At 72.6% G+C, this 20,812-nt stretch carries 19 protein-coding genes and 1 pseudogene; 10 read left to right on the forward strand and 10 right to left on the reverse strand.

Annotated features, from left to right (window positions below; genetic code table 11):
• Positions 1-155, forward strand: a pseudogene (locus tag ACWEBX_RS23695) (AIM24 family protein); the annotation flags it as partial.
• 73 nt (positions 156-228) lie between these two features.
• Here ACWEBX_RS23695 and ACWEBX_RS23700 read toward each other — a convergent pair.
• From ACWEBX_RS23700 to ACWEBX_RS23710, 3 genes are all read right to left on the reverse strand, one after another.
• Positions 229-2,019 (reverse strand): M4 family metallopeptidase, encoded by a 1,791-nt coding sequence (locus ACWEBX_RS23700; protein WP_451886814.1) that lies wholly within the window; start codon positions 2,017-2,019, stop codon positions 229-231.
• A gap of 258 nt (positions 2,020-2,277) precedes the next feature.
• Positions 2,278-3,351, reverse strand: coding sequence for a polyprenyl synthetase family protein (locus tag ACWEBX_RS23705; protein WP_451886852.1), 1,074 nt, complete (start codon positions 3,349-3,351; stop codon positions 2,278-2,280).
• A gap of 47 nt (positions 3,352-3,398) precedes the next feature.
• A complete protein-coding gene (locus ACWEBX_RS23710) occupies positions 3,399-4,451 on the reverse strand; it encodes a tetratricopeptide repeat protein (protein ID WP_451886815.1) in 1,053 nt (350 codons plus the stop codon).
• Positions 4,452-4,793: 342 nt separating this feature from the next.
• On the opposite strand from ACWEBX_RS23710, the gene ACWEBX_RS23715 reads away from it, so the two are divergent.
• On the forward strand, positions 4,794-5,675 hold the full coding sequence (locus ACWEBX_RS23715) for an aminoglycoside phosphotransferase family protein (RefSeq protein ID WP_451886816.1): 882 nt from the start codon (positions 4,794-4,796) through the stop codon (positions 5,673-5,675).
• A gap of 66 nt (positions 5,676-5,741) precedes the next feature.
• Here the strand turns inward: ACWEBX_RS23715 and ACWEBX_RS23720 are convergent, their stop codons facing one another.
• Positions 5,742-6,581 (reverse strand): helix-turn-helix transcriptional regulator, encoded by an 840-nt coding sequence (locus ACWEBX_RS23720; RefSeq protein ID WP_451886817.1) that lies wholly within the window; start codon positions 6,579-6,581, stop codon positions 5,742-5,744.
• A 102-nt stretch (positions 6,582-6,683) separates the two neighbouring features.
• On the opposite strand from ACWEBX_RS23720, the gene ACWEBX_RS23725 reads away from it, so the two are divergent.
• Positions 6,684-7,391, forward strand: coding sequence for an SDR family NAD(P)-dependent oxidoreductase (locus tag ACWEBX_RS23725; RefSeq protein ID WP_451886818.1), 708 nt, complete (start codon positions 6,684-6,686; stop codon positions 7,389-7,391).
• A gap of 74 nt (positions 7,392-7,465) precedes the next feature.
• Complete coding sequence (locus ACWEBX_RS23730; RefSeq protein ID WP_451886819.1) at positions 7,466-8,092, forward strand: alpha-ketoglutarate-dependent dioxygenase AlkB; 627 nt, start codon at positions 7,466-7,468, stop codon at positions 8,090-8,092.
• A 77-nt stretch (positions 8,093-8,169) separates the two neighbouring features.
• Here the strand turns inward: ACWEBX_RS23730 and ACWEBX_RS23735 are convergent, their stop codons facing one another.
• The 3 genes from ACWEBX_RS23735 to ACWEBX_RS23745 form a co-directional block, all read right to left on the reverse strand.
• Positions 8,170-8,793, reverse strand: coding sequence for a TetR/AcrR family transcriptional regulator (locus ACWEBX_RS23735; RefSeq protein WP_451886820.1), 624 nt, complete (start codon positions 8,791-8,793; stop codon positions 8,170-8,172).
• Positions 8,794-8,798: 5 nt separating this feature from the next.
• A complete protein-coding gene (locus ACWEBX_RS23740; RefSeq protein ID WP_451886821.1) occupies positions 8,799-10,265 on the reverse strand; it encodes an MFS transporter in 1,467 nt (488 codons plus the stop codon).
• 167 nt (positions 10,266-10,432) lie between these two features.
• Positions 10,433-11,635, reverse strand: coding sequence for an FAD-dependent monooxygenase (locus ACWEBX_RS23745; protein ID WP_451886822.1), 1,203 nt, complete (start codon positions 11,633-11,635; stop codon positions 10,433-10,435).
• 338 nt (positions 11,636-11,973) lie between these two features.
• On the opposite strand from ACWEBX_RS23745, the gene melC1 reads away from it, so the two are divergent.
• The 3 genes from melC1 (at position 11,974) to ACWEBX_RS23760 (ending at position 14,724) form a co-directional block, all read left to right on the forward strand.
• Complete coding sequence (gene melC1, locus ACWEBX_RS23750) at positions 11,974-12,378, forward strand: apotyrosinase chaperone MelC1 (protein WP_451886823.1); 405 nt, start codon at positions 11,974-11,976, stop codon at positions 12,376-12,378.
• A gap of 33 nt (positions 12,379-12,411) precedes the next feature.
• The gene (gene melC2 / locus ACWEBX_RS23755) at positions 12,412-13,236 is read left to right on the forward strand and encodes a tyrosinase MelC2 (RefSeq protein WP_451886824.1); all 825 of its coding nucleotides are present in this window, start codon (positions 12,412-12,414) and stop codon (positions 13,234-13,236) included.
• A gap of 255 nt (positions 13,237-13,491) precedes the next feature.
• Positions 13,492-14,724: a cytochrome P450 family protein gene (locus tag ACWEBX_RS23760; RefSeq protein ID WP_451886825.1), complete on the forward strand. Its 1,233-nt coding sequence runs from the start codon at positions 13,492-13,494 to the stop codon at positions 14,722-14,724.
• Positions 14,725-14,798: 74 nt separating this feature from the next.
• Here the strand turns inward: ACWEBX_RS23760 and ACWEBX_RS23765 are convergent, their stop codons facing one another.
• A complete protein-coding gene (locus ACWEBX_RS23765; RefSeq protein WP_451886853.1) occupies positions 14,799-15,506 on the reverse strand; it encodes a ribonuclease H family protein in 708 nt (235 codons plus the stop codon).
• A gap of 90 nt (positions 15,507-15,596) precedes the next feature.
• Entirely contained in the window at positions 15,597-16,394 is a 798-nt protein-coding gene (locus tag ACWEBX_RS23770; RefSeq protein WP_451886826.1) for a VOC family protein, read from the reverse strand.
• A 139-nt stretch (positions 16,395-16,533) separates the two neighbouring features.
• Between ACWEBX_RS23770 and ACWEBX_RS23775 the strand changes: the two genes are divergently transcribed.
• Together ACWEBX_RS23775 and ACWEBX_RS23780 are read left to right on the forward strand one after the other, a co-directional pair.
• Complete coding sequence (locus tag ACWEBX_RS23775) at positions 16,534-17,550, forward strand: zinc-binding alcohol dehydrogenase family protein (RefSeq protein ID WP_451886854.1); 1,017 nt, start codon at positions 16,534-16,536, stop codon at positions 17,548-17,550.
• A 61-nt stretch (positions 17,551-17,611) separates the two neighbouring features.
• On the forward strand, positions 17,612-18,835 hold the full coding sequence (locus tag ACWEBX_RS23780) for a PP2C family protein-serine/threonine phosphatase (protein WP_451886827.1): 1,224 nt from the start codon (positions 17,612-17,614) through the stop codon (positions 18,833-18,835).
• A gap of 69 nt (positions 18,836-18,904) precedes the next feature.
• On the opposite strand, the gene ACWEBX_RS23785 is transcribed toward ACWEBX_RS23780, so the two are convergent.
• Positions 18,905-19,387, reverse strand: coding sequence for a VOC family protein (locus ACWEBX_RS23785; RefSeq protein ID WP_365485090.1), 483 nt, complete (start codon positions 19,385-19,387; stop codon positions 18,905-18,907).
• Between the two features lie 198 nt (positions 19,388-19,585).
• Between ACWEBX_RS23785 and ACWEBX_RS23790 the strand changes: the two genes are divergently transcribed.
• Entirely contained in the window at positions 19,586-20,782 is a 1,197-nt protein-coding gene (locus ACWEBX_RS23790; RefSeq protein ID WP_451886828.1) for an epoxide hydrolase family protein, read from the forward strand.
• Positions 20,783-20,812: the final 30 nt, after the last annotated feature.

A 20,812-nucleotide genomic window follows, 5' to 3' on the forward strand; every position in this document is an offset into this window, starting at 1 on the left:
CCGCGCACCTGCGCACCTCGCTGCACCGCTCGCAGTCGATCGGCTCGATGATCCGCGGGGGTTCGGGCGAGGCGGTGCAGCTCAAGCTGGAGGGCGAGGGCTACGTCGTCGTACGTCCCAGCGAGGCGACCCCGCAGAAGACGCAGCAGCACTGATCCGGGCGCACGGCACGAGGGGCCCCGCCGGCCGGTCGGCGGGGCCCCTCGGTTCGTCTGCCGGAGCCGTCCGTCAGCGCCGGGCGGCCGGGGTGTTGGCGGCCGTGACGTTGACGGCGGCCCAGGACGCGCCCACCGCCTTGTACTCGGCGCTGTTCGCGCCGTACATGTCGGCGGCGGCCTTCAGTGTGGCCTTCCGCGCGTCGTGGAAGTCGGTCGTGGAGACCATGTACCGGGTGAGCGCCCGGTAGAAGACGGCGGTGGCCTTGGTGCGGCCGATCCCGGTCACCCGGGAACCGTCGTACGTCGGCGAGTCGTACACCACGCCGTTGATCGTCTTGCGGCCGCTGCCCTCGGCGAGCAGGTAGAACGCGTGCGAGGAGACACCGGAGCCGGCGTGCACCTCGGTGTCGTACGCGGCGGGCGACCAGTAGTCAATCGTCTCCTCGAGCACGTCGAGGGACGGGTGGTCGAGGCGGCGCAGGAACTTCTGGGCGAGGCCCAGCTTCTCCCCCACCAGGTAGTTCGGCGGGTTCTTCGGGTTGTTCGCCGAGAACTCGACGTCCGAGCCGAAGACGTCGGCCAGCGACTCGTTGAGGGCGCCCGGCTCGCCGTACTGGTTCCCGTCGTTGTCCACGCGGGTGGGTTCGAGGGCGGCGGTCGCGTCGACGACTCCATGGGTCAGCTCGTGGCCCGTGACGTCCAGGACGACCAGCGGCTTCTTGAACAGATCGCCGTCACCGTCGCCGTACAGCATGCAGCCGCAGACCGAGTCCCAGAAGGCGTTGCCGACCTTGTTGCCGAAGTGGACCATCCCGCGGGCACCGGCGCTGTTGTTCTTGATGCCCTTGCGGCCGAAGGTCTTCTTGTAGAAGTCCAGGGTCTGGGTGATGCCGTACTGGGCGTCGACGGCGGCGGTGGTCCGGGCCGAGGTGGTGCCGTTGCCCCACTTGTTGTCGCCGTCGGTGAACGCCTTGCCCCGCGCGAAGGACTCCAGCTCCTGGCCCCTGGCGTCCCGGGTCTCGGTGTTCCACCGGGTCGGGTCCTTGAGCACATAGCTGGTCCGCGCGGTGCGGGTGGTGGTCAGGGACACCTTGCCGGCGAACAGGGAGGACCCGCTCCCCTTGGCCGTGGCCGGGTAGCGGCCCGCCGCGGCGATGCCCGTGAGGCCGGACAGCCCGGCGGTGCCGGCACCGGCCGCGATACCGGTCTGCGGGCTCGCGCTCTCGCCGCGCTCGCGCAGTGTGGCCGCCAGGGACGGCGAGATGAACTCGTCCGTGTTCGGGGTGTTGCTGCGGATCCGGCCGGTACGGGCGTCCACGACGACCGTGCTCGACCCTCCGGCCTCCGTGGTGTCGCTGTCCGTGACGATCACCTGGTAGGCGAGGACGGCGGCGCCGTCGCGGGCATCCACGACGAGCCGGGCCGTGTCCGCGTCACCCTTCGCGACGGCCTCGGCCTTCCGCACCGCCTGATCGGGCGTCAGCTCCGCCTCGACGGTGGACGGCTTCACCACGTGGTCGGCGGCCCGGGTCACGCCGAGGTACTCGCCTCGCGCGCCGAGGTGGACGACCAGGTCGCCACCGAGCAGCGGAAGGCCCTGGTGGGTACGGACGAAGCGGACGTGCCGCTTTCCGTCCGGGTCCGTCATCACGTCCTTGGCCTGGAGGATGTCACCGGGGGTGACACCGGTGGCCGAGGCGTGCGCGAACGCCGCCGCCCTGGCGGCGGCCACGGGCGACGAAACCGAAGTCGCCGCACGGGCGGGCCCGTTCGGCGCGGCGGCGAAGGCGGGACCGGGGAGCGTGGCGGCCGTCGTCACGGCGACGGCTATCGCCACGCGGCGTATGTGGGGTCTACGCACTGAGTTCCTTCGTACAGGGGCGGCCGGAACACCAACCGCCCTACAGCGCGGCGCTGTTGCGCACCGCGGGGGCTGCCGGCTCCCGACCGGACAGATGTACGAGGGAAGGCGACGGTTGCCTGGCCGGGCCGATCAGCCTCCGCATGTGACCGATGTCGCACGCACCCGGCCCGGAGCGGCCGGGACGGGCGTACGGAGCGGAGGACCGACGCCGAGGCGGGACCGACGGCCGGGGTCAGGCCGAGGACGTGGGAGGTCTCAGATCGTGCGGTCGGCGAGGGCGGACAGCAGGGTGCGGAGTTCCGCCGCGGGCTCCTGGGCGAGGGGCAGCCCCGCCAGGAGCGTGTCCGCCGCGGCGAGCCGCCGGCGTGCCGCGCGCACCGCCGCCGCGCGGCCCCCCGCCCGCTCGACGAGGGCCGTCGCCCGGCGGACCCCGGAATCGTCCAAGGAGTCTGAGGCCGCGAGGAGTTCGTCGAGTTCGCCGTACCCGGCTCCCCCGAGCGCCGCGAGCACGGGCAGCGTCTTCTTCCCCTGCCGCAGGTCACTGTGGACCGGTTTGCCGGTGACCGAGGGATCACCCCAGATGCCCAGGACGTCGTCGGCGATCTGGAAGGCGACGCCGAGATGGCGTCCGGCGCGGTCCAGCACGGTCACGGTCCGGTCCGGCGCTCCGGCCAGCCGGGCGCCGAGTGCCAGGGCGCAGCCGAGCAGGGCACCGGTCTTGCCCTCCGCCATCACCTCGTACTCCCCCAACCCGACCGCGTCGGGTCCCGTCCAGGGCCGGTCGGCGAACAGCAGGTCGTCGGCCTGGCCGCGCACCAGGTCCCCGAGCGCGGTGGTCAATTGCCGTACGGCAGAACCGGCTTGGGGAGTGAAAGCCATGGTCTCGACGGCCAGGGCGAACAGCGCGTCACCGGCGAGAACGGCGGGACCGGTGCCGTACGCCTTCCACACGGCCGGCCGGCCGCGGCGCAGCGCGTCACCGTCCATGATGTCGTCGTGGAGCAGCGAGAAGACGTGCACGAGCTCCACGGCGACGGCCGCCGGCACGCCCGCCCCGGCCGGGGCGGAGACGGTTTCCGCCCCGAGAACGGCCAGCGCCTGTCGTACCCCTTTGCCCTGGCTGTGATCGGCGGGGGCACCGCCGACCTCGCAGCGGCCGAGCGCGTACCGGGCCATCTCGGCCACCCAGGGGTGCAGCGTGCCGATCGCCTCCGCCAGCGCGGGAGAGACGAGTTCACGGCAGCGGCGCAACACCTGCGCGGCGGCGGGCGGCGACGTGGAGGCCGGGGCCGCCGGGGCGGGCGCGCCGCCCAGGGCCGGGGCGAGCACTCGGCCGAGGGCCGGGGTGGTCGCTCGGTCGAGTGCCGGGGTGGTCGTCACGCGGCCTCCGTCTCGTCGGTCCCGGTCGTCAACCCGAGCTCTGTGCGCGCCCGTTCGACCATCCGGTGGGCGTGGCGCAGCCCGATGCCCTCCAGCGTCACGGCCAACTCGTCGAGTTCGGCGGCGGTTTCGGCGTGGTCCCGGCCGAGGCGGGCGAGGGACTTGACCAGCCCGAGACGGGACAGGGCCGTGCCGCGGGGCTCGCTCATCGCCTCGAACTCCGCCAGGGCGCCCGCGTACACGTCGCGGGCCTGCTCGTAACGCCCGGCCCGGTAGAGGACGTTGCCGCGCATCTTGTGGTTGTAGGCGAGCGCGCCGGACAGCTTCATCGCGCGGCAGGAGACCTCGGCCTCGCTCAGCAGGCCGAGCGCACGGTCGGTGTTCCCGTCCCGCACGGAGACGATGTCCGCGAGTCCGCGCAGCGCCCACGCGTGGCCACGCCGGTCCTCGGCACCGGCGGCTATCCCGGCCGCCTCCTCGAACATCGCGTAAGCACGGTCGTACGCGCCGGTGTTGCGGTGGATCTGGGCGATGCCCTCCAGCGCCCACACGGTGTGCCGGGCCTCGCCGCGCTTGCGGGCCTCGGCCAGCAACTGCTCGTGCAGCTCCGTCACGGCCGCGTAGTCGCCCTGGATGCGGCCGGTCTCCGCCATTCCGGCCAGCGAGTAGCCGCGCACCACGACATCCCCCGCCTGTCCGCCGAGTTCGGCGGCCAGCCGCAGCAGCCGCCACGCGAGCGGGAACGCTCCGCGCTGCCGGGCCAGGGTGCCACCGCTCCAGAGCGCCCACGCCATCGCGGCGCCGTCCCCGGCCTCCCGGGCGGTGCGGTAACTCGCCTTCCACGCCCGCTCGGCGTCCGTCACCTGCCCGAGCCGGCGGTGCGCCTCGGCGACCGCGAGGCCCGACCGGGCGGCCTCCGCCCGGGCGCCTGCCCGTTCGGCGGCGCGCAGTTGCTCGGTGCCCGCCGCGAGGACGTCGGTCAGCGAGGAGTTCACCGACAGGGTGGTCAAGGCGCCCTGGTACTCCGGGGCGAAGGCTTTGCCGTACATGAGTGCCTTTCCGTCCGCCACCGTCCGTCCGCAGAGGGGCCCGGCCCGGTGGTGATGCTGTTGTCGACTCGTTTCAAGGCGGTGACGTGCGGCGATCCGGCTACGCACACGACGTATACACGGCATGTATACGCAAGGGGTATAGTGCGGCCGGTTTCCGTCCGTGAAGTGAGCTTCAGGAAGGACCGTGTGCCACGCGCCCGTTGCCGATCAAGACGACGATCACGTCCGGGAGGTTGCCTGGCCGCGCCAAAACACCTTGCACGGCGGTCCGAGGGGCCCAGAGGATGGCGGCGGCAGAGTCTCCTCGCGGAAAGCAGGCCACCGTTGCCCACAGCGCCCATGCACGCAGACGAGACGCGGATCGGCGATGCGCTCGTACGGCGCCTGCTGGCCGGACAGTTCCCACGGTGGGCCCGGCTGCCCCTGAGGCGCGTGCGGTCGGCCGGTACAGTCAACGCCCTCTACCGTCTCGGCGACGACATGGCCGTGCGCCTGCCGCGTGTCGCGGGCGGTGCCGACGACGCCGTGAAGGAGCACGCGTGGCTGCCGCGGCTCGCCCCGATGCTGCCGTTCCCCGTCCCCGAGATCCTCGGCCTCGGCACCCCGACCGCCGACTACTTGTGGCACTGGTCCGTGCTGCGCTGGCTCGACGGCGACACTCCGGCGACCGGCGCCCTGACCGGCGCGCGGGAACTGGCCGCCGACCTGGGGGCGTTCGTCACCGCCCTGCGCGGGATCGACCTGCCCGGCGGGCCGGGCGCCTATCGCGGCACCCCGCTGACGGCGGTGGACGCCGAGACACGCTCGGCGATCGACGACCTCCGCGGCCACGTCGACACCGGGGCCGCCACGGACGCCTGGGAGGAGGCGCTGGCGGCACCCGCGTGGACCGGCGCGCCGCGCTGGCTCCACTCGGACCTGATGCCGATGAACCTCCTGGTCCGCGGGGGCCGCCTCGCGGCCGTCCTCGACTTCGGCACCTTCGGCACCGGCGATCCGGCCTGCGACTTCATCCCGGCCTGGAACCTCCTGCCCGCCGCGGTGCGGCCCGCCTTCCGGGAGGCGGCCGGCGCCGACGACTCCGGCTGGGCGCGCGGCCGCGGCTGGGCCCTGTCCATGGCCCTCGTCCAACTCCCTTACTACCGCGTCACGAACCCGGTGATCGCGGGCAACGCCGCACACGTGATCCGTGAAGTACTGGCCGAGCAGCGGGTGTCGTAGCTACGCGGTGTTGCGGCCACGGGGTGCTGTGGCCGCGCGGTGTCGCAGCCACACGAGATCGCGAGATCACTCCACGAGGGCCTGCGTCCCGAGGACGCCGAGGAGGGCGACGCGTTCGGCGTCCTCCGTGCCGGGCTCGGCGGTGTAGACCATGATCCGCAGGTCGCTGCCCGCGACGCTCAGCACATCGCAGTCCAGCGTCACGGCGCCGACCTGGGGGTGGTCGATGGTCTTGCGGGACGCGTCGTGGCGGGCGACGGCCCCGGACTCCCAGAGTTCCGCGAAGCGCACGCTGTTCGCGCACAGGTCCTCGATCAACTGCACGAGACGCCGGTCCGTCGGGTACCGGCTCGCGGTGGCGCGCAGGTCGGCGGCGAGCGTCGCCTCGAAGGCGCGCCGCTCCCGCGGAGTGTGCCGTACCCGGCTGCCGGGCCCGACGAAGTTGCGCCACACTCCGTTGCGTTCGTTGCCGCTCCACCCGGAGGGATCGCCGAGCAGGGCCGCGTACAAAGGGTTGGCCAGCAGCAGGGTCCAGGCCGCGTCGTACACCGCGACGGGTGTCCCGCTCAGCCGGTCGAGCAGCCGGTGGACACCTGGGGTGATATGGGCCGGCACCATGCCACGGCCCGGCGGCACCAGGCCGGCCACCTGGAAGAGGTGCTCGCGTTCGGCCCCGGACAGCCGCAGCGCCCGGCCCAGCGCCTCGACGACCTGCTCCGAGGGGTGGGCCGCCCGCCCCTGTTCGAGACGGGTGACGTAGTCGACCGAGATGCCGGCGAGCAGGGCCAGCTCCTCGCGGCGCAGGCCGGCCGCGCGCCGGTTGCCGCCTCCGGGCAGGCCGACGGCCTCCGGCGTGACGCGGTCACGCCAGCGTCGTACCGTACGCCCGAACTCCGTGTTCGCCATGCCACCCACTGTGCACCCGCCCGGGCGAACGCGCCTGGTACCGCCGGTCCCAGGAAGACCGGACTCCTGGCTGTGGGCGGCGATCCGCCGGAGTGTGGACGCATGACCACAACACTCATCACCGGAGCGAACAAGGGCCTCGGCTTCGAGACGGCCCGCCGGCTCGTCGCGGAGGGCCACACCGTCTACGTGGGCAGCCGGGACCCGGAGCGCGGACGGCGCGCGGCCGCGGAGCTCGGGGCGCGCTCGGTCGTCATCGACGTCACCGACGACGCGTCCGTCGCCGCCGCCGCCAAGACCGTCGAGGCCGAGGGCGGCCTGGACGTCCTGATCAACAACGCCGGCGTCGAGGGGCGCGGCGCGGGGAACAGCGTGATCGGCGCGGGGGAGGTGACCGCCGGCATGATGCGCGAGCTGTTCGAGACGAACGTCTTCGGTGTCGTCCGCGTCCTCCACGCCTTCCTGCCCCTGCTCCGGCGGTCGGTCTCCCCGGTCGTGGTGAACCTCAGCAGCGGCCTGGCCTCGCTGGCCCGGATCACCGACCCCGCCGGCCCGGCCCACGCCTACCCCGGCGTCGCCTATCCCGCGTCCAAGACCGCCGTCAACACCATCACCGTGCAGTACGCGAAGGCGTTCCCCGGGATCCGTGTCAACGCCGTGGAGCCGGGCTTCACCGCCACCGATCTGAACGGCAACACCGGGTTCCAGACCGTGGAGGAGGGCGCCGAGATCATCGTGCGCATGGCGCGGATCGGCCCGGACGGACCCACCGGCGGCTTCTTCGACGCGTCGGGCCCCGTCCCCTGGTGACCGCGGGCGTCCGGACGCCCGGGCGCCCGGACGCTCAAGGGAACATTTATTCGATTACCGAGTACGCTGGCCTCATGGCCACGCATCTCCAGGGCTCGCTCTTCGACCAGACCGACGAACTCCGCCTCGGGCCGCTGGACGGCCTGCGGCGCACCACGCTGGGCGAGGGGGCCTGGCTCGACCTGCTGCCCGGCTGGCTGAGCGGGGCCGACGAGCTCTTCGGCCGCCTGGCCGCCGAGGTCCCCTGGCGGGCCGAACGGCGCCAGATGTACGAGCAGGTGGTGGACGTACCCCGGCTGCTCGCGTACTTCGGCGCGGACGATCCCCTGCCGCACCCGGTCCTGGACGAGGCCCGGGACACGCTGTCGGCGCACTACGCCGGGGAACTGGGCGAGCCGTTCACCACGGCGGGGCTCTGCTACTACCGGGACGGCCGCGACAGCGTGGCCTGGCACGGGGACAGGATCGGCCGGGGCGCCCGCGAGGACACGATGGTCGCCATCGTGTCGGTGGGCGCCCCGCGCGATCTCCTGCTCCGGCCGCGCGGCGGCGGGGACACGGTCCGGCGCCCGCTGGGCCACGGCGACCTCATCGTCATGGGCGGCTCCTGCCAGCGCACCTGGGAGCACGCGATCCCCAAGACGGCACGGGCCACGGGGCCCCGGATCAGCGTGCAGTTCCGGCCGGACGGGGTGAACTGAGCGACGCTGCCGCTACCGCGCCGCAGGGGGTGCACCGGCCCGGCGGCCGCTCCCGCACTCCCAGCGGGCCCGCCGGATCACGGCGCGAGCTGCGCCTGCACGGCGGGCGCGTACCGGTCGACGATCGCGTCGACCGAGGTGGCACGCAGGTGCGAGCCCCGCGCGATCCCGTACATCACGCCGAGGCCGAGCAGTGTGCTCACGGCGAGCTCGGCGCGCAGGCCCGCGTCCGGCCCGCTCAGCCGCCCGGCGAGACGCTCGCTGACCTGGGCGCGGAAGTTGGCCCGGAGTATCTCGCCCTGCTCCCCGTGCAGCGGGGCGAAGACGATCCGCAGGACGGGGTCGGCACCGCGCCGGGTCTGGCCCTCGAGAACATGGCGGACCATGTGCCGGCCCAGCTCCTCCAGCGGGGCGTCCAGCAGGGCGTCGGCGTCGGACTCGAAGGACATGACGCGGGCGAACAGCGCGTCCTTGTTGCCGAAGTACTTCAGGATCAGCGGCGCGCTCACCCCGGCCCGGTCGGCGACCGCCTTGAGCGTGATGTCCGCGTGCGCGTGCCGGGCCAGCAGATACCGGGCCGCGCGCAGGATCGCCGCCTTGCTCGCCTCGGCGTCACGGCGGGGGGCGGGCGCGGCTTCCGGCTGCTCTCCCGGTCCGGGGGAGGACGGGGACGCCGCGAGACCGGAGTGGGGGGTGGTCACGGTGCTCAGGCTCCTTCGAGGGCCTCGTCGCGGGGTGCGCCGGTGCGGCGGCCGGTTCGCGGGGTCTCGCGGGAGGCGGGGTCGGTGGGTATCGACAGCGCGGCGGCACAGGCCACCAGTGCGACGGTACCCGCCATCGCGAAGGCCAGCAGATAGCCGTGCAGGGTCGGCACCGGAGCGCCCGCGACGAGGCTCGTGTGGTGGACGAGCACGGCGGCCACGGCCGCACTGCACACGGCCTGCCCGATGGTCCGCATCAGGACGTTGACGCCGTTGGCGGACGCGGTCTGCCCGGCGGGCACGGCCCGCAGGATCAGGGTGGGCAGGGCGGAGTAGGCGAAGGTCGTGCCGATCGAGCACACCGTGGCGCCCAGGATGATCGCCCACAGGTCACGGCTGTCGGCGATCCGCAGGACGTAGCCGGAGGCGATGATCGCCGTGCCGAGGGCCAGGGTGATCCGGGGACCGCGGGACGCCGATATGCGCGCCGAGACGGGCGACAGCAGCAGCATCGTCACGCCGCCGGGCAGCAGGCACAGGCCGGTCGCCACGATGGACAGGCCGAGTCCGTAGCCGGTGGCCGTGGGCGCCTGCACGAGCTGCGCCGTGACCAGCGAGTTGCCGTAGAAGGAGAAGCCGGTGAGCAGCGCGGCGATGTGGGGCAGGGCGACGCGCGGACGGGCGGCCAGCTTCAGGTCGACGAGGGGGCGCTCGGCGCGGAGCTGCTGGCGCCACCACAGCGTGAGGACGGCCGCGCAGGCGGCGAACAGCCCGAGGATCCTGGGGCTGGTCCAGCCCCAGGCACCGCCCTGGGACACGGCGAGCAGCAGACACACCAGTCCGGCGGCCAGACCGAGCGCGCCCAGGGAGTCGAAACGGCCCGGCTCGCGTACGGGTGACTCGCGCACCGCCCACCAGGCCAGTGCCGTCCCGAAGACGCCGAGCGCGGTCGTCGCCCAGAACATGACGTGCCAGTTGGCGTACTGCACCAGGAGGGCGGCGAGCGGCAGTCCGAGGGCGGCGCCGATGCCGACGGTGGAGCTCATCAGCGCGACGGCGGACCCCGTGCGCTCCGGCGGCAGTTCGTCGCGCAGGATGCTGATCGACAGCGGGACCACGGCGGCCGCGGCGCCCTGCAGCGCCCGCGCCACGATCAGGACGCCGATGTCCGAGGTGAGCGCGCACATCAGCGAGCCGACCGTCATCATCCCGAGGGCCATGAGCAGCACGCGCCGCTTGCCGTACATGTCTCCCGCGCGGCCGAGGACCGGGGTCAGCACCGCTCCGGCGAGGAGGGTCGCCGTCACCATCCAGGAGACCGCGCCCGCCGAGGCTCCCGTCAGCCGGGGCAGGTCGGGCAGCAAGGGGACGACCACCGTCTGCATGACGGCCATGAGGATCCCGCCGAACGCCAGGACAGGGATCGCGAGCCGCTCGCGCAGGGCCGCCATCTGCACTCCAGAAGTAGACATGGAAAACGGAGGTGAATGACAATTCACCTTACCGGTGAATTGCCATTCACCCCAAGTGGGGTCCACTTCTGGACGGGTTCCCGCCGGGCAACCGGCCGGTCCCCCCCGACCCGGACGAGAGGCCCTGGCGCCGGGCGCGGGCCTGTCACCCGAGCCGGACGACACGCCTATCGCCGGGCGCGGGCCTGTACGCCGCGGGCCACGCGGGGTCCGAGCCAGCGCTTGAAGCGGCGCAGCGCCTCCAGGCGGCCGGCCGCGCGGTCGATCCGGTAGTAGAGCTGGGGCGGGACGTACGGCAGCAGCGGCGAGTGACGCTGCCCGAGCAGGGCGAACATCTGCGTCGGCGGAAGGCCGATGTAGCGCGGCAGGTTCTCGTACCACTGGGCGCTGTGGCGGGCCGCGCTCTGCACCGGCAGGAGTTCGGACCTGCGCTCCCGTCCGTACCGGGTGAGGGCGGTCTCGAGGTCCGGGTGCTCGCGCAGCGCCCGGGCCAGGGAGATGGCGTCCTCCAGGGCGAGGGTGGTGCCGGCGCCGATCGAGTAGTGCGTGGTGTGGGCGGCGTCGCCGAGCAGGACGAGGTTGCCCCGGTGCCAGGTCCGGTTGGTCAGGGTGCGGAAGGTGAGCCACGGGGCCGCGCCGTCGGACCGCTCGCGGCCCATCAGCCTGTGCCCGTCCAGCAGGTCCGCGAAGAGCTTCTCCAGCAGCGCGAGACCGTCGGCCTCGCCCGCGCCGTCGAGCCCGAGGCCGGTCCAGGTCTCCCGGGAGCACTCGATGACCAGGGTGCTCCGGTCGTCGCCGAACCGGTACGCGTAACACCAGATCCAGCCGTGGCCCGTCTCCACGAAGGAGAAGGTGAATGCGTCGAAGACCTTCGTCGTTCCGAGCCAGATGTACTGGTTGCGCCCGTGGCTGATCTCGCTGCCGAAGTGGTCGGCATAGCGCTCGCGCAAGGTGCTGTTGACCCCGTCCCCGGCGACGACGAGGTCGGCTTCGGGCAGCGCGTCGGCCGCGATCTCGCTCTCGTACTCGACGCGGACCCCCAGGGAGCGCGCCCGCTCCGCGAGCAGGTCGAGCATCCGGCGGCGGCCGATGCCGAATCCCTCGTCCCCCGGGGCCACGGTCGTGCGGGTGCCGACGTGGGCGACGCCGTCGCTCCAGCTCACCGAGTTCTCGCTGACGGCGAGCGCCGAGGCCGGGTCGCCCTCGCGCAGTTTGTCGAGCAGGCCTGCCCAGTAGGTCACACCCCAGCCGTACGTCGATCCGGCCGGGTTCCGTTCATGGACGGTGATGTCATGGGACGGGTCCTGGAGCTTCATCAGGATCGAGAAGTACAGGCTTGCGGGTCCGCCACCGACGCACGCGATCTTCACGCGCACTCCCCTATGTTGCACAATGCGGTCAATTGATCACGAAGAGTAGCAGGGGCCGTCGCTCCCGCAGTTCACGCCAGATCGCGGGCGTGAGCAGCGCCACGAACCGACGGCCGCGACCGCAAGATCATCGACGCGGGACCCTCCCGCCGGAGGATTTCCGTCGGCGGGCGTGCGGCGGGCACCCCGAACAGCAAGATCATCTTTGTTCAACTCTGCATGACATATCAGCGATTGTCCGGATCATGGCCAACCGACATTCGGCGATTTCTCCTGTTGTTTGACGACCCGATAGGCATATCGGGTCATCAACACCGCTGATCACAGGAGGTCTCCGCATGCCGGAGCTCACTCGCCGCCGCGCCCTCGGCGCCGCCGCCGCGCTCGCCGCGGGCGCAGGTGCCCAGACCCTCGCCGCACCCTCGGCGTCCGCGTCCCCGAACGGGCCTTCCGCCGCACGGGAGTCCATGGGGGAGCACCACCACGGCGGCCCGGAACCCTTCGACGAGGTCTTCCGGGGGCGCCGCATAGAAGGCCGCCCGGTCACCGGGGGCGGCCACCATCACGGCGGCGGATACGCCGTGTTCATCGACGGCGCGGAGCTGCACGTGATGAGCAACGCCGACGGGACCTGGATCAGCGTCGTCAGCCACTACGACCCCGTACCCACCCCGCGCGACGCGGCCCGCGCCGCCGTCGTGGAGCTGCAGGGGGCGCCGCTCGTGCCCTTCGCCGCCAACTGAACCACCCCGCAAGCAGATCGTGGAGTCCCGCACATGACCGTACGCAAGAACCAGGCGAGCCTGACCGCCGACGAGAAGCGGCGATTCGTCGACGCGCTGCTGCAGCTCAAGCGCAGCGGCACGTACGACACCTTCGTCACGACGCACAACGCGTTCATCCTCGGCGACACCGACAACGGCGAGCGGACGGGCCACCGTTCACCGTCGTTCCTGCCCTGGCACCGCAGATTCCTTCTGGAGTTCGAGCGGGCCCTGCAGGCCGTCGACCCCTCGGTGGCGCTGCCCTACTGGGACTGGAGCACCGACCGCACCGCGCGGGCGTCCCTGTGGGCACCTGACTTCCTCGGCGGCACCGGACGCAGCCTGGACGGCCGGGTGATGGACGGCCCCTTCGCCGCCTCCGCGGGCAACTGGCCCGTCAACGTCCGCGTCGACAGCCGCACTTACCTGCGCAGGTCGCTGGGCAGCGGGGTACGGGAACTGCCGACCCGCGCCGAGGTGGACTCCGTGCTCGCCATGCCGACGTACGACATGGCCCCCTGGAACAGCGCCTCGGACGGCTTCCGCAATCACCTCGAAGGCTGGCGGGGTGTCAACCTCCACAACCGGGTGCACGTGTGGGTGGGCGGCCAGATGGGCACGGGCGTCTCGCCCAACGATCCGGTGTTCTGGCTCCACCACGCCTTCATAGACAGGCTGTGGGCCCAGTGGCAGCGCCGGCACCCGGGCTCCGGCTACCTTCCGCTCAAGGACACCCCGAACGTCGTCGACCTCGGCGAGACGATGAAGCCCTGGAACGACACCCGGCCGGCCGACCTGCTCGACCACTCCGCGTTCTACACCTTCGACACCGTCTGATCCCGGCCGCGCCCGTGACCGCCGGCCCCCGGGAGGGCCGGCTCGCGCGGGCGCGCCGGTTGCCGCCGACCCGACCGTCAACTCCGACGGCATCGCCCACCCGTAGAGCTGTGGAGTGGAGCGGGATCGCGAGAACCAGGGCCCGCCCACCAGCGAGGTCCTGATTCACGCCGTTCGCCGACTCTGCGGATCATGGAGCGCCGCGCATCCAGGCGGCGCCGCTCGGCGCGGATCACTGATCAGTAGGGTCAGGGCATGACCCGTACAAACCCTGCTCCCCAGGCTTCCATCGACCCCGAACGACTCGCCCGCGATCCGTACAGCGTGTACGCACAGCTCCGCCAAGCCGGGCCCGTTCACCGGATCACCGGGACGGACGGGCTGCCTGCCTGGCTGGTAACCCGCTATGACGACGTACGCGAGGCTCTCGCCGACCCGCGGCTGTCCTTGGACAAGCGCAACGCGGCGCCCGGCGGCTACCGAGGCATGGCCTTACCCCCGGCGCTGGACGCGAACCTGCTCAACATGGACCCACCGGACCACACCCGCATCAGGCGCCTGGTGACCCGGGCCTTCACCCCGCGTCGGATCGAGCGGCTGCGCGAGCCGATCCAGCGCACCGCCGACCAGTTGCTGGACGCGGTTGCCGCTGCCGAACGCGTAGACCTGATCGCCTCGTACGCTGCGCCGCTGCCGATCACCGTGATCTGCGACTTGCTCGGCATCGGCCCGACCGACCGGCTCGACTTCCGTTCATGGACCGACGCTCTCGTCGCTCCCGATCCGACGCGGCCGTCCCTCGCCAAGGAAGCGGTCGGCAGCATGCTGTCGTTCCTCACCCGGCTCATCGCCGACAAGCGAACCGCTCCGACCGATGACCTGCTCTCCGCGCTGATCGCCGTACGCGACGAGGAAGACCGGCTGAGCGAGGACGAGTTGATGTCCTTGGCCTTCCTCATCCTGTTCGCCGGGTACGAGAACACCGTTCACCTCATCGGAAACGCGGTCCTGACGCTGCTCCGCCACCCCGACCAGCTGGCCGAGCTACGGGCCGATCCCACGCGCATGAGCGCGGCGGTGGAGGAGCTGGCCCGGTACGAAGGCCCGATGCCGCTGGCCATCCGCCGGTTTCCGACCGAGGACGTCACCATCGGCGGCGTGACCGTTCCCGCGGGCGATACGGTCCTGCTGTCTCTCGCCGCCGCGCATCGGGACCCGCACCGCTTCACCGACCCCGACCACTTCGACATCGACCGCGACGCCACCGGTCACCTCGCCCTCGGCCACGGCATCCACTACTGCCTCGGCGCTCCGCTGGCCCGCATGGAAACCGAAATCGCGCTGTCCGCGCTCCTCGACCGCTTCCCCGACCTGGCCCTCGACGTGCCGCCGGGCGAACTGCGGTGGAGGCCCTCGATGCGATCCCGCGGCCTGCTCGGCCTTCCGGTCCGCACCGGCACGATCAAGAAAGCCACGCCGGCTCGATGACAGGGTGCGCGGCCTCCCGTCGTGGCCGAGGCGCGGGCGCGTGGACGCACCCGCGTCAGGGGATCGGAGCCGGATCAGGCGCCGCCCTGCGCCTCGCTCCGGCACTCCGGGTGACCCCAGCCCTGCGCGTTCTTGGCGATGGGCTCGCCCGCGGCGTAGGAACGACCGCACACACAACGGCCGTTGAACTTAGCCTTGATGGTGCGGCTCGACGTGCCCGGCCGGGACGCCTTGGCCGCGGGGCGGCGGCGGGCGGCACCCGAGGCGACCGGGGTGTCGGGGGAGGCGGGCGGCTCCGGGGACCCGAGGTCGCTGCCCGCGGGCTGCTGCACGACAGCGGCCTGGCTGGCGGCACGGTCGGCGAAGTCGTTCAGGCGGTCGCCGTCGACCTGGTGGGCGGGGACGTAACGGAACTCGACCGAGCGGCCGGTGAGGAGTTCGTCGATCCGGGCGACCAGTTCCTGGTTGGCGACGGGCTTGCCCGCGGCCGTCTTCCAGCCCTTGCGCTTCCAGCCCGGCAGCCAGGTCGTGACGGCCTTCATCGCGTACTGGGAGTCCATCCGGACCTCCAGCGGCACATCGGCGGCCACGGCCGTCAACAGGCGTTCCAGCGCGGTCAGTTCGGCGACATTGTTCGTGGCCGTGCCCAGCGGTCCCGCCTCCCAGCGGGCCGGGGTCTCGTCCCCGTCGGCGACGACCCAGGCCCATCCGGCCGGTCCCGGGTTTCCCTTCGAAGCCCCGTCACAGGCGGCAACAACACGTTCAGGCATGACCCCGATCATGCCACGCCCGGCCGAGGGCCCCGCGCACGGAGTGGCGCGGAGCGGGACCACCCCGCCGGTCACCGGCGGGGTGGCGGCCACGGACAAGCGTCAGGACACGTCCTTCATCTCGGGCATCTCGCCCTGGGTCGTCTTCATGTCGATGACGGAGAACGACGCGCCCTGCGGGTCGCTCAGCGCGGCGAACCGGCCGAAGGGGCTGTCCATCGGCCCGAAGCGCAGCACCGCGCCGCGCGCGGTCGCCTTCGACACCGCCTCGTCGCAGTTCTCCACGGCGAAGTAGACGTTGACGTACGACGGCACCTCGGGCGGGAAGTCGTCCGTCATCCTCATCCGGCCGAGCACCGGATTGTCGCCGATGTTGAAGACGCGGAAGTCCACCGCGTCGTCCTGCACCTGCTGGGCGGTGAGGGGGAAGACGGCCGGGAAGAACGCGTCGGACTTCTCCGGCTCACGGGTGAAGACCTCGGCCCAGGCGTACGAACCGGGCTCGCCGATCGAGTCGAAGCCCTCGTGGACGCCCGCCTGCCAGACGCCGAAGACGGCCCCGCCGGGGTCCCGGGCCAGCGCCATGGTGCCGAACTCGCCGACCTGCATCGGCTCCATCAGCACCTCGCCGCCCTGGCTTTTGATCTTCTCGGCGGTCGCCGCGGCGTCGGGCGAGGCGAAGTACAGACACCAGGCGGACTGGCCCTCCTGCCCCGGCATCGGCGGTACGACGGCGGCCACCGCCTTGCCGCCGGAGTAGGCCTGCGTGTAGTTCCCGTACTCCGAGGACGACTCGCCGAACGTCCAGCCGAGCACGTCCCCGTAGAAGCTCTTGGCCCCTTCGACATCGCTGAACATCGCGTCCGCCCAGCAGGGCGTTCCTTCAGGCTGTACGGCCATGACCCGACCTTCTCCTGTTCGGTGAACGATTGCGCTGTTCACGCTAGCCAGGCTTCACCCGGGCCGCGCGCCGAACCGCGGCCCTGCACGACACTGGAGGCGGGCCGGTCCGGCCGTCGACGGGACGGGGCACGGGATGATGCGGGCATGGGAAGTGGTCCGGCCGGGGCCGGTCGAGGGGGAACCGCTGCGCCTCGCCGAGCGACCGGTGCCCGTGCCCGGCCCCGACGAGCTCCTGGTCCACGTCCGCGCCTGCGGGGTGTGCCGCACCGACCTGCACGTCACCGAGGGCGACCTGCCCGTGCACCGCCCCGGTGTCACACCGGGCCACGAGGCCGTCGGTGTGGTGGCGGCGACCGGCGGCACGGTGAGCGGCTTCGCCCCGGGCGACCGGGTCGGGGTCGCCTGGCTGCGCCGTACGGACGGCACCTGCGGGTACTGCCTGCGCGGCTCCGAGAACCTCTGCCCGGCGTCCGAGTACACCGGCTGGGACGCCGACGGCGGTTACGCGGAGTACACGACCGTACCGGCCGCCTTCGCCTACCGGCTGCCCGACGGAGTGGACGACATCGCCCTTGCCCCGCTGCTGTGCGCGGGCATTATCGGCTACCGGGCCCTGCGCAGGGCCGCGCTGCCGCCGGGCGGGCGGCTCGGTCTGTACGGCTTCGGCGGCAGCGCCCACCTCTGCGCGCAGCTCGCCCTCGCCGAGGGCGCCACCGTGCACGTACTGACCCGCGATCCGGCCGCGCGACAGCTGGCGCTCGGCCTGGGGGCCGCCTCCGCCGGCGGGGCGTACGACGAGCCGCCCGAGCCGCTGGACAGCGCGATCCTCTTCGCGCCGGCCGGTGAGCTGGTGCCGGTCGCCCTGCGGGCACTCGACCGGGGCGGTGTCCTGTCCGTCGCCGGCATCCACCTGAGCGACATCCCGCCGCTGCGCTACGAGAGCGATCTGTTCCAGGAGAAGGAACTGCGCAGCGTCACCGCCAACACGCGTGAGGACGGCAGGGACTTCCTGGCACTCGCGGCCCGCCACGGCATCCGCGCCACGACGCACGCCTATTCCCTGGAGGAAGCGCCGAGGGCGCTGCGTGACCTCAAGGCGGGCCGCTTCGACGGCGCGGCGGTCCTGGTGAACGACCGCCCCCCGCGGAACTGAGCGTGCGGGCGGGCCACCCCCGTGCGTGGATGGACCCAGGGGGTGCTGCGGTGGAGGTGTGATGGCGGGCCGGGGCAGTGCCGAGACGGCGGGTGCGGGGGTGCCGTCCGACGCCTCGGAGGACGCCGTCGAGTCGATCGGCACGACGCTCGACGAACGCACGACCTGCGAGGAGCTCGTCGCGTTCCTGTGCCGGCGCTTCTGCGAGACCGCCGCGGTGGACCTGCTGCCCAGGGACGTCGCGGCCGGCCACCGTCCTCCGGACCTGGCGCTCACTCGCGTGGCCGAGGCCGGCCGCACCCGGCTGCTCACTCCGTTGGAGGGCCCGCGCCCGCTGTCCGTCCGGGCGCTCGACGAGGGCCGTCCGGTCGCCGCCTCGATCGACCTGTCCGGCCGGACACCCCGGCAGGTCATGGCCGTACCGCTGCTCGCGCACCGGCGCCTGTACGGGGTGCTGCTCGCCGTCCGGCAGGGCGCGCCGTTCAGCGGCGCCGACGTGGCGGGCGCCCACCACGCGGCGCGGCTCGCGGCCGTGCACCTCGGCCACTCCCGCGAGCACGCGTCGCTGCGCGGCACGGTCCTGGACCTCCAGCGGGCGCTGCTCGCCGCACCGGGCCGGCCGCATCCGAACCTCGACCTCGCCACCCGCTATCTGCCCGCGGGCGGCGGTTCCCTGGTGGGCGGGGACTGGTTCGAGACCGTACGGCTGCACTTCGGGCGCACCCTGCTGGTCGTCGGCGACGTGATGGGCCACGGCCTGGACGCCGCGGTGGACATGAACGCGTACCGCTCGATGCTGCGCTACGTCGCCTCCACGGACCTTCCGCCCCACCGGGTGCTGCGCCGTCTGGACACCGCGGTCGCCGAGGACGGCAGCCGGCGCCCGGCGACGTGTCTGCTCGTGCGGGTCGATCCGGCGCGTGGAATCGCGGTGATCGCGGGTGCCGGGCATCTGCCGCCGGTGGTGTTCGCCGGCGACGGCTCGGGCGAACTGCTGCCGCTGCCGGTGGGTCCGCCGCTGGGCACGGGGGTGGGCGGCTACGAGCAGGTGGTCCGCAGGCTCTCCCCCGACGACACCCTGGTGATGTTCACCGACGGGCTCGTCGAGCGCCGCGACGAGGACATCGACGCGTCGCTGGCACGGCTGGCCGCGCTGCGGCTTCCCCCGGGCGCCGGCGTCGACGCCCTGCTCGACGAGGTGCTGGTCGCGCTCGACGCCCGGCACGCGGAGGACGACGTGGCGGTGCTGGCGGCCCGGATCCACCCGCGCGGCCACCCCGCCTGAGGCGTCCCGGCCGGCCGGGACGGGCTCCCCGTCCCGGCCGGAGGGCGCGGGGGCCGCCCGGGGCGCCGGTCACTCCCCCGCGTGCGCCCGTTCCAGGGCCGCCATGTCCAGCTTCGTCATCTTGTACATCGCCTGGGCCGTACGGGCGGCCTTCTCCGTGTCCGCGTCGCCGAGCAGCTCGATGAGCCCGTCCGGGACGATCTGCCAGGACAGTCCGTACTTGTCCTTCAGCCAGCCGCAGGGACCCGCCTCGCCTCCGTCCTCGACGAACTTGTTCCAGTAGTGGTCCACCTCTTCCTGGCCGTAGCAGTGGACCTGGAACGAGATCGCCTCGTCGAACGTGAACTGCGGGCCTCCGTTGACCGCGACGAACTTCTGGCCGTTGGCCACGAACTCGACGGCCAGCACGGAACCGGGCGTCCCGGGCCCTGCCTCGGTGTAGCGGCCGACCCGGCCGAGCCGGGAGTGCTTGAACATCGAGACGTAGTAGTGCGCGGCCTCCTCGGCCTGGCCGTCGAACCACAGACAGGTGGTGAAACCGTCGGCGGGCATGTGTACCTCCTCGGGCGGAATGCGTCGTCACCTCTGTCGACCGATCCTCGTCCGAAAACTCATCGTCCGCGCGCGCACGACCTCGCCACCGCCTCGCCACCGCCGACCGGGGCCTCCCCGGCGGGCGCCAGGTGGGCGCCCCTTCCGCGCGGAAAACCCATGCCGGGCGCGCCCGGCGCGGAGTTAGCATCCGCGGACATGACTCTCACCGAATCCCCCGGCGTCCATCCGTTCCGTGTCGACTTCCCGCAGAGCGATCTGGACGACCTGCACCGCCGCCTCGACACCACCCGCTGGCCCGACGAACTGCCCGGAGTGGGCTGGGCCTACGGAGTCCCGAAGGACTACCTCCAGGATCTCGTCCGCCACTGGCGGCACACCTACGACTGGCGTGCGGCCGAGAAGCGCCTCAACACATGGCCACAGTTCACCACCGAGATCGACGGCGCGCGCGTGCACTTCGCGCACATCCGCTCGCCGGAGCCCGGGGCGACCCCGCTGATCATGACGCACGGCTGGCCCGGGTCCATCGTCGAATTCACCGATGTCGTCGGGCCGTTGACCGATCCTCGCGCGCACGGCGGCGATCCCGCGGACGCCTTCCACCTGGTCGTGCCGAGCATCCCGGGCTTCGGGCTCTCGGGACCGACACGCGACACCGGCTGGGAGTTCACCCGGGTGGCCGCCGCGTTCGCGACGCTGATGGACCGCCTCGGCCACCGTCGCTACGGCGCGCAGGGCGGCGACTGGGGCGGGGCCGTCTCGCGCGAGCTCGGGCGGGCACACCCCGACCGGGTGACCGGCGTCCATCTCAACCTGCTGCCCGGATCGTCCGCCGTCACCGAGCCGACAGCCGGGGAACTGGCCGCGCTGAGCCCGTACGAGCGCGAGCGCACCCTCCGTTCCTGGCGGCGCGGCCAGGCGTGGAACCGCGAGGAAGCGGGCTACGCGGCGATCCAGGCCACGCGGCCGCAGACCCTCGCGTACGCCCTCACGGACTCTCCGGTCGGTCAACTCGCCTGGATCGCCGAGAAGTTCATGCAGTGGACGGACTCGCGGGACCGTCCGGAGGGCGCCGTCGACCGGGATCTGCTGCTGACCAACGTGATGCTGTACTGGCTGACCGGCACGGCCGGTTCGTCGGCGCGGATCTACTACGAGCGCGCCCACGCCGCCTACTGGGGCACACCGCCCGAGCCGTCGACCGCTCCGACGGCGCTCGCCGTCTTCCCCGAGGAGAACTTCGTCGCTCTGCGCCATGTCGCGGAACGCACCGACACCATCGTCCGCTGGACCGAGTTCGACCGGGGCGGTCACTTCGCCGCGATGGAGGAGCCGGATCTGCTGGTCGCCGACGTCCGGGCGTTCTTTCGCCAACTCCGCGCGGGCGTCTGAGGAACGGCGCGAGGACGAGCACGAGGAGCG

The sequence above is a fragment of the Streptomyces sp. NPDC005070 genome (genome assembly GCF_053600395.1).